Source organism: uncultured Methylobacterium sp., from assembly GCF_964244095.1.
Classification (GTDB): Bacteria; Pseudomonadota; Alphaproteobacteria; order Rhizobiales; family Beijerinckiaceae; genus Methylobacterium.
This window is the reverse complement of record NZ_CAXTHR010000196.1, coordinates 1-6,447: the sequence shown is the minus strand read 5'-3', so window position 1 is coordinate 6,447 and position 6,447 is coordinate 1. Positions and strand designations below refer to the sequence as shown.

General features: G+C 70.5%; 6 protein-coding genes and 1 pseudogene. 4 read left to right on the top strand and 3 right to left on the bottom strand.

From position 1 onward, the window contains the following. On the top strand, nucleotides 1-552 hold a 552-nt coding region (locus ACFE86_RS20635; RefSeq protein ID WP_375457192.1), incomplete at its 5' end, for a nitrilase-related carbon-nitrogen hydrolase. Between the two features lie 11 nt (nucleotides 553-563). On the opposite strand, the gene ACFE86_RS20630 is transcribed toward ACFE86_RS20635, so the two are convergent. Both ACFE86_RS20630 and ACFE86_RS20625 read right to left on the bottom strand, forming a co-directional pair. Next, nucleotides 564-878, bottom strand: coding sequence for a BrnA antitoxin family protein (locus tag ACFE86_RS20630; RefSeq protein ID WP_375457191.1), 315 nt, complete (start codon nucleotides 876-878; stop codon nucleotides 564-566). Between the two features lie 22 nt (nucleotides 879-900). Further along, nucleotides 901-1,164: pseudogene (locus ACFE86_RS20625) on the bottom strand (BrnT family toxin); the annotation flags it as partial. 54 nt (nucleotides 1,165-1,218) lie between these two features. Here ACFE86_RS20625 and ACFE86_RS20620 point away from each other — a divergent pair. From ACFE86_RS20620 to ACFE86_RS20610, 3 genes are all read left to right on the top strand, one after another. Beyond that, nucleotides 1,219-1,956, top strand: a complete 738-nt coding sequence (locus tag ACFE86_RS20620) for a cysteine hydrolase family protein (protein ID WP_375457190.1) — start codon at nucleotides 1,219-1,221, stop codon at nucleotides 1,954-1,956. After that, nucleotides 1,953-3,047, top strand: coding sequence for a ring-opening amidohydrolase (locus tag ACFE86_RS20615; RefSeq protein ID WP_375457189.1), 1,095 nt, complete (start codon nucleotides 1,953-1,955; stop codon nucleotides 3,045-3,047). Before ACFE86_RS20620 ends, ACFE86_RS20615 begins: the two co-directional genes overlap by 4 nt. Nucleotides 3,048-3,118: 71 nt before the next feature. Next, nucleotides 3,119-4,612: an ABC transporter ATP-binding protein gene (locus tag ACFE86_RS20610; RefSeq protein WP_375457188.1), complete on the top strand. Its 1,494-nt coding sequence runs from the start codon at nucleotides 3,119-3,121 to the stop codon at nucleotides 4,610-4,612. A 63-nt stretch (nucleotides 4,613-4,675) separates the two neighbouring features. Here the strand turns inward: ACFE86_RS20610 and ACFE86_RS20605 are convergent. Next, a partial coding sequence (locus tag ACFE86_RS20605) for an efflux RND transporter permease subunit (RefSeq protein ID WP_375457187.1) occupies nucleotides 4,676-6,447 on the bottom strand: 1,772 nt, incomplete at its 5' end.

The window sequence follows — 6,447 nt, the reverse complement described above, 5'->3', positions numbered from 1 at the left end:
ATCATCTGCCACGACGGCATGTTCCCGGAGATGGCGCGCGAATGCGCCTACAAGGGCGCCGAGATCATGATCCGCACCGCCGGCTACACCGCGCCGATCCGCGAATCCTGGCGCTTCACCAACCAGTCGAACGCGTTCTGCAACCTGATGGTCACCGCCAACGTCTGCCTGTGCGGCTCGGACGGCACCTTCGACTCGATGGGCGAGGGCATGATCGTGAACTTCGACGGCACGATCATCGCCCACGGCACCACCGCGCGGCCCGACGAGATCATCACCGCCGAGGTGCGGCCCGACCTCGTGCGCGAGGCGCGCATCCACTGGGGCGTCGAGAACAACATCTACCAGTTCGGCCACCGCGGCTACACCGCGGTGAAGGGCGGCGCGCAGGACTGCCCCTACACCTACATGCACGATCTCGCCGCCGGGCAGTATCGCCTGCCGTGGGAGGACGCCGTCAAGGTCGTCGACGGCACGTCCTGCGGCTTCGCGGAGCCGACTCGCAGCTACGGCGCCGGTCAGACGGTAGAGGCGCGGGAGGCGGCGGAGTGAGCCAAGGCGCCTCAGCGATCCTTGCGCGACGCCAGCATCGCGCGGCGCAGGATCGCGTTGATGCGGGTCTGGTAGCCGCGCCCTTGCGAGCGCAGCCATGCCAGCACGTCGGAATCGATGCGCACCGTCGTCGAGGTCTTGGTCGGCCGGTAGAAGCCGCCGCGCACCGCGTTGTCCCAGAACGCCTCCGTGAGCGGTGGGATGTCGCTGTAGTCGATCGCCTCGTCGGGCATCGCGGCGAGCGCGTCCAGTTCCGCTTTTTGAGCCTCGGTCAGGGGCGGCAGGTTGGCGAGATCGATTTCGTACCTGACGAGCTTCGTCTTCATAGCGCCGCCTTTCCGAACGGTCAGCCTTGCGGGCAGAGATGATGCGAACGACTTCGATCTCCTCGCCGGCCTCGGTTATCTCACGGATCGTGTGGACCACGACGAGCACCTTGGTGTCGTCCGCCATTCCCATGATCAGCCACCGCACTTCGCCTTGCTCGATCCGATCCGCTGAGGTGATGGCGAATGGGTCGGCACAGACACGGGTTGCCGTCTCGAAGCCCACACCATGCTTGCGCATGTTGGATGTCGCTTTGCCGCGATCCCAATCGAAGACCCTCTTCATGGCAAAATCGTCACCACAAGTTTCTCATGCAAGCCAGCGCCCGGAGCTGGCAGCATGAGCGTCGTTCCCGCCGCTGCCGAACCGACCGTAGGCGGCACCTACGCCACCGCCGAACCCTATCCCTGGCCCTTCGACGGAGACCTGCGGCCGGAGAACACCGCGCTGGTCATCATCGACATGCAGATCGATTTCTGCGGTCCCGGCGGCTACGTCGACGCCATGGGCTACGACATCGGCCTGACCCGCGCGCCGATCCCCGCCATCGCGGCGCTTCTCTCTGTCGCGCGATCCAAGGGCTATCACGTGATCCACACCCGCGAGGGCCACCGGCCGGATCTTGCAGATCTCCCCGCGAACAAGCGCTGGCGCTCGCGCCGGATCGGGGCCGGCATCGGCGACCCCGGCCCCTGCGGCAGGGTCCTGGTGCGCGGCGAGCCCGGCTGGGAGATCATCCCGGACTTGGCACCCGAGCCCGGCGAACCGGTGATCGACAAGCCCGGCAAGGGCTCGTTCTGCGCCACCGACCTGGCGCTGATCCTGTCGGGCCGCGGCATCCGCAACCTGATCCTCACCGGCATCACCACGGATGTCTGCGTCCACACCACGATGCGCGAGGCCAACGACCGCGGCTTCGAGTGCGTCATCGCCTCGGATGCCTGCGCGGCCACCGACCGCGGCAACCACGAGGCGGCTCTGAGGATGGTGACCATGCAGGGCGGCGTGTTCGGGGCGGTGTCGACGTCGGACGCCCTCATCGCCGTCATCACCGGCCGGGATTCGATCGCGGGATGACGACGCGCCGCGCCCTCGTCCACCGTATCTCCACCGGGAGCCCGGACGATGTGTCCGGCCTGGAACGGGCGATCGCGGACGGCCGCATCGTCCCGGGCGCGGTGGTCGCGATCTTCGGCAAGACCGAGGGCAACGGGCTCGTCAACGACTGGACCCGCGGGCTGGCTGCGCGGAGCCTGCACGACCTCATGGTCCGCCATGCCGGCACCGAGGCGGCCGACCGGGTCTGCCGCGTCATGTCGGGCGGCACGGAGGGGGCCTTGAGCCCGCACATCACCGTGTTTGAGGTGCGGCCGGAGGAGACGGAGGCGGAACCTGGGGCGCTGGCGATCGGCCGTGCCCACACCCCGGACCTCCGGCCGGAGGAGATCGGGCGTCTTCCCCAGGTCGAGGCGGTGGCAGCGGGCGTCCGCGCGGCATTGGACGACGCCGGCATCGCCGACCCCGCCGACGTGCATTTCGTCCAGGTGAAGTGCCCGCTCCTCACCTCGGACCGGATCGCGCAGGCGCGGCGGCGGGACCGCGCCTGCGCCACCGCCGACACGCTGAAATCCATGGGCCTGTCCCGCGCCGCGGCCGCGCTCGGTGTCGCGTCGGCGCTGGGCGAGGTCGCACCGCCGCACGAGGCGGCGATCGGCTGCGACCTGTCCCTGTTCTCGACTCGCGCCTCGGTCTCGGCCGGGATCGAACTGATGGGTCACGAGATCGTGGTGCTCGGCCGCGGCGCCGGCTGGTCCGGCCCGCTCCGCATCGACCACGCGACGATGGCGGACCCCCTCGACGTCGAGCCCGTCCGGGCGGCGCTCGCCCGGCTCGGCCTCGGTGCCGCCGGCCAGCTCGCGCCGGCCGAGCGTGGCCGGCTCGTCGCGCTGCTGGCCAAGGCCGAGGCGCCGTCGGACGGGCGGCTGCGCGGCTTCCGCCACGCGATGCTCACCGATTCCGACATCGCCGCGACCCGCCACGCGCGGGGCTTCACCGGCGGGGTGCTCGCCGGCCTCGTCGGCCATGCCGAGCTCTACGTCTCGGGCGGTGCCGAGCATCAGGGACCGGATGGCGGCGGCCCGGTGGCGATCATCGCCGAAGCCGCCTGAGAGGAGATCCCGTGGCCGCTTCGCCCACTTCGACATCCCCATCCGGCGCCATTGGCGTCGAGACGATCGGGATGACCAAGCGGTTCGGCGCCTTCGCGGCGCTCGACGACGTCTCGATGACGATCAAGGCCGGCGGCTTCCACGCGCTGCTTGGCGAGAACGGGGCCGGCAAGTCGACCCTGGTCAAGTGCGTGATGGGCTTTTACGCGCCGACCTCCGGCTCGGTCCTGGTGGACGGCCGCGAGGCCGAGATCACCAACCCGAAGGGTGCGCAGAGCCGCGGCCTCGGCATGGTCTACCAGCACTTCACCCTGGTGCCCTCGCTCACCGGCGCGGAGAACCTCGTCATCAGCCGGGCCGACGTGCCCGCGGTGATCGCGTGGTCCTCCGAGCGCGAGAAGCTGTCCGCCTTCATGGCGGGGATGCCGTTCCGGCTCAACCTCGACCGGCCGGTGGCGGAGCTTGCGGCCGGCGAGAAGCAGAAGCTGGAGATCGTCAAGCAGCTCTACCTCAAGGCCCGGTTCCTGATCCTCGACGAGCCGACCTCGGTGCTGACGCCGGCGGAAGCCGAGGAGGTGCTGGGGCTGCTGCGCGCCATGGCCGATCGCGGCGACCTCACCGTCCTGATGATCAGCCACAAGTTCCGCGAGGTCGAGGCGTTCGCCCGCACGCTGAGCGTGCTCCGTCGCGGCAAGCTCGTGGGCGGCGGTGCGGTGGGCGCGCTCTCCCGCGAGGACATGGCGGCGATGATGATGGGCGAGCGCCGGGTGCGCGTGCCGGCCGCGCGCGTCGGCGAGCCGGACCCCGCCCGCGAGATCCTGCACGTGGCGGGCGTCACCGCCACCGACGCCTCGGGCCTGCGCCGCATCGCGGTCGACGACCTGCGGGTGCGTGCCAGGGAGATCGTCGGCATCGCCGGCGTCTCGGGCAATGGCCAGAAGGAACTCGCCGACGTGCTCGGCGGCCAGATCCGGGCCACCGGCGGCCGGGTGGAGGTGGCGGGCGCGTCCTATGGCGGCACGCGGGCCGAGAGCCGGGCGCGCCGGGTGCGATTCATTCCGGAGGAGCCGCTGCGCAACGCCTGCGCCCCGCGGATGTCGGTCTCCGAGAACCTCGGCTTCCGCGCCTTCGACCGCCGCGGCGAAGACCCGGCCAAACCCCCGACCTTCTGGCTCGACAGGGGCGCCATGAGTCGGCGGGCAAAGGCCCTGATCGCCGGCTTCAAGGTGAAGACCGCCTCCTCCGAGGCACCGATCGCGACGCTGTCGGGCGGCAACGTCCAGCGGGCCGTGCTCGCGCGCGAGCTGACCGACCCGGTCGATCTCCTGATCGTCGTCAACCCCTGCTTCGGCCTTGACTTCGCGGCGGTGTCCGAGATCCGCAACCGCATCGTCGCGGCGCGCAACGCGGGTGCCGGCGTCCTGCTGATCAGCGAGGACCTCGACGAGATCCTGGAACTGTCGGACCGCATCCTGGTCATGTCGGACGGCCATCTCGTCTACGAGACGCCGGCGGCCCAGGCCGAGATCGGCACGATCGGCCGGCACATGGCCGGGCATCATTGAGACTCCGTTCCCGACGGCCGACGGGACCATGGCCGCCCCGTTCGGCCGGCGGCGCGTCTGCGCCTACTCCGCCGCCTCGAGGCGCGGTGGCGCTGTTTCGGGGGGATGCGCCGCGGCCCCGGGGACGGTCGCCTTGCCGAAGCGGGCGTAGAGCGCCGGCAGCACCACCAGCGTCAGCAGCGTGGCGCTGATCAGGCCGCCGATGACCACGGTCGCCAGCGGCCGCTGGATCTCCGCGCCGGTCTCCGTGGCGATCGCCATCGGCACGAAGCCGAGCGAGGCGACCAGCGCCGTCATCGCCACCGGCCGCAGCCGGGTCATCGCCCCCTCCAGGATGGCCTCGCGCTTGGGTCGCCCCTCCGCCACGAGTTGCTTGATGAAGCTCAGCATCACGAGGCCGTTCAGCACCGCCACGCCCGACAGCGCGATGAAGCCGACCGCCGCCGGCACCGAGACGGGCATGCCGCGCAGCCACAGGGCCACGATGCCGCCGGTCAGAGCGAGGGGCACCGCGCTGAACACGAGCACCGCGTCGCGCGGGCTGCCCAGCGCCGAATAGAGCAGCAGGAAGATCAGGAGGAAGCAGACCGGCACCACGACCATCAGCCGCCGCTTGGCCGAGGCGAGGTTCTCGAACTGGCCGCCCCAGGTCACGGCATAGCCCGGCGGAAGCCGCACCCGGCCTTCGACCTTCGCCTGCGCCTCGGCGACGAGCGAGCCGATGTCGCGGCCGCGCACGTTGGCGGTGACCACGACCCGGCGCTTGCCGTTCTCGCGGCTGATCTGGCTCGGCCCCTCGGTCACGGAGAAGGCCGCCACCTGCTTCAGCAGCACCGACGTCGCCCGGCCGTTCGGCCCGGGGGGCAGCGGCACGGGGATGTTCTCCAGCGCCTCGCGGTCCTCGCGCACCCTGTCGTTCAGACGCACGACGATGGGGACGCGTCGGTCGCCCTCGAAGACGACGCCCGCGTCCTTGCCGCCGATGGCCGCGCCGATGACCTCCTGGATCGCCCCCGTGCTGAGGCCGTAGCGGGCGGCCTCGGACTTGTTGATCCCGATCTCCAGGAAGGGCAGCCCCGCGGCCTGTTCGACCTTCACGTCCTCGGCCCCGTCGATGCCGCGCAGGACCGCGGCGATCTGGTTGGCCGCCTTGAGCATCGGCTCGAACGCCTCGCCGAACACCTTCACGGCCAAGTCACCGCGGGTGCCCGCGAGCAACTCGTTGAACCGGAGCTGGATCGGCTGCGAGAATTCGTAGACGTTGCCGGCGAGCGCCCCGACCGCCTTCTCGATCTGCGCCTGCAGCCTCGCCTTGCCCTGACTCGGGTCCGGCCACGCTTCCTGGGGCTTGAGGATGACGAAGGTATCCGACGCGTTCGGCGGCATCGGGTCGGAAGCGACCTCCGCCGTGCCCGTCTTCGAGAAGACGTAGGCGACCTGCGGGAACGTCGAGACCGCCTGCTCGACCTTCAACTGCATCGCCTGCGATTGCGACAGCGAGGTCGAGGGGATTCGGGTCGCGTTGAGCGCGATGCTCTTCTCGTCGAGTTGCGGGATGAACTCGGTGCCGAGCCGGGTGGACAGGAATCCGGCAGCGGCGAGGAGCAGCAGCGCCCCGCCGACGCAGGCGGAGGGCGCCCGCAGGGCCGCGCCCAGCACCGGCCGATAGGCCGCCTTCATCGCCCGCATGACGAGGTTGTCGTTTTCCGTGACCTTGCCGGTGACGACGATGGAAATCAGCGCCGGCACCAGGGTGAGCGACAGGACGAAGGCCGACGCGAGCGCGATGATGACGGTGAGCGCCATCGGCTCGAACATCTTGCCCTCGACGCCCG

What these genes read in the sequence shown, in the direction of transcription:
- ACFE86_RS20630 (WP_375457191.1), bottom strand. Translation starts at nt 878, where the DNA reads ATGAAGACGAAGCTCGTCAGGTACGAAATCGATCTCGCCAACCTGCCG.
- ACFE86_RS20620 (WP_375457190.1), top strand. Translation starts at nt 1,219, where the DNA reads ATGAGCGTCGTTCCCGCCGCTGCCGAACCGACCGTAGGCGGCACCTAC.
- ACFE86_RS20610 (WP_375457188.1), top strand. Translation starts at nt 3,119, where the DNA reads ATGACCAAGCGGTTCGGCGCCTTCGCGGCGCTCGACGACGTCTCGATG.
- ACFE86_RS20615 (WP_375457189.1), top strand. Translation starts at nt 1,953, where the DNA reads ATGACGACGCGCCGCGCCCTCGTCCACCGTATCTCCACCGGGAGCCCG.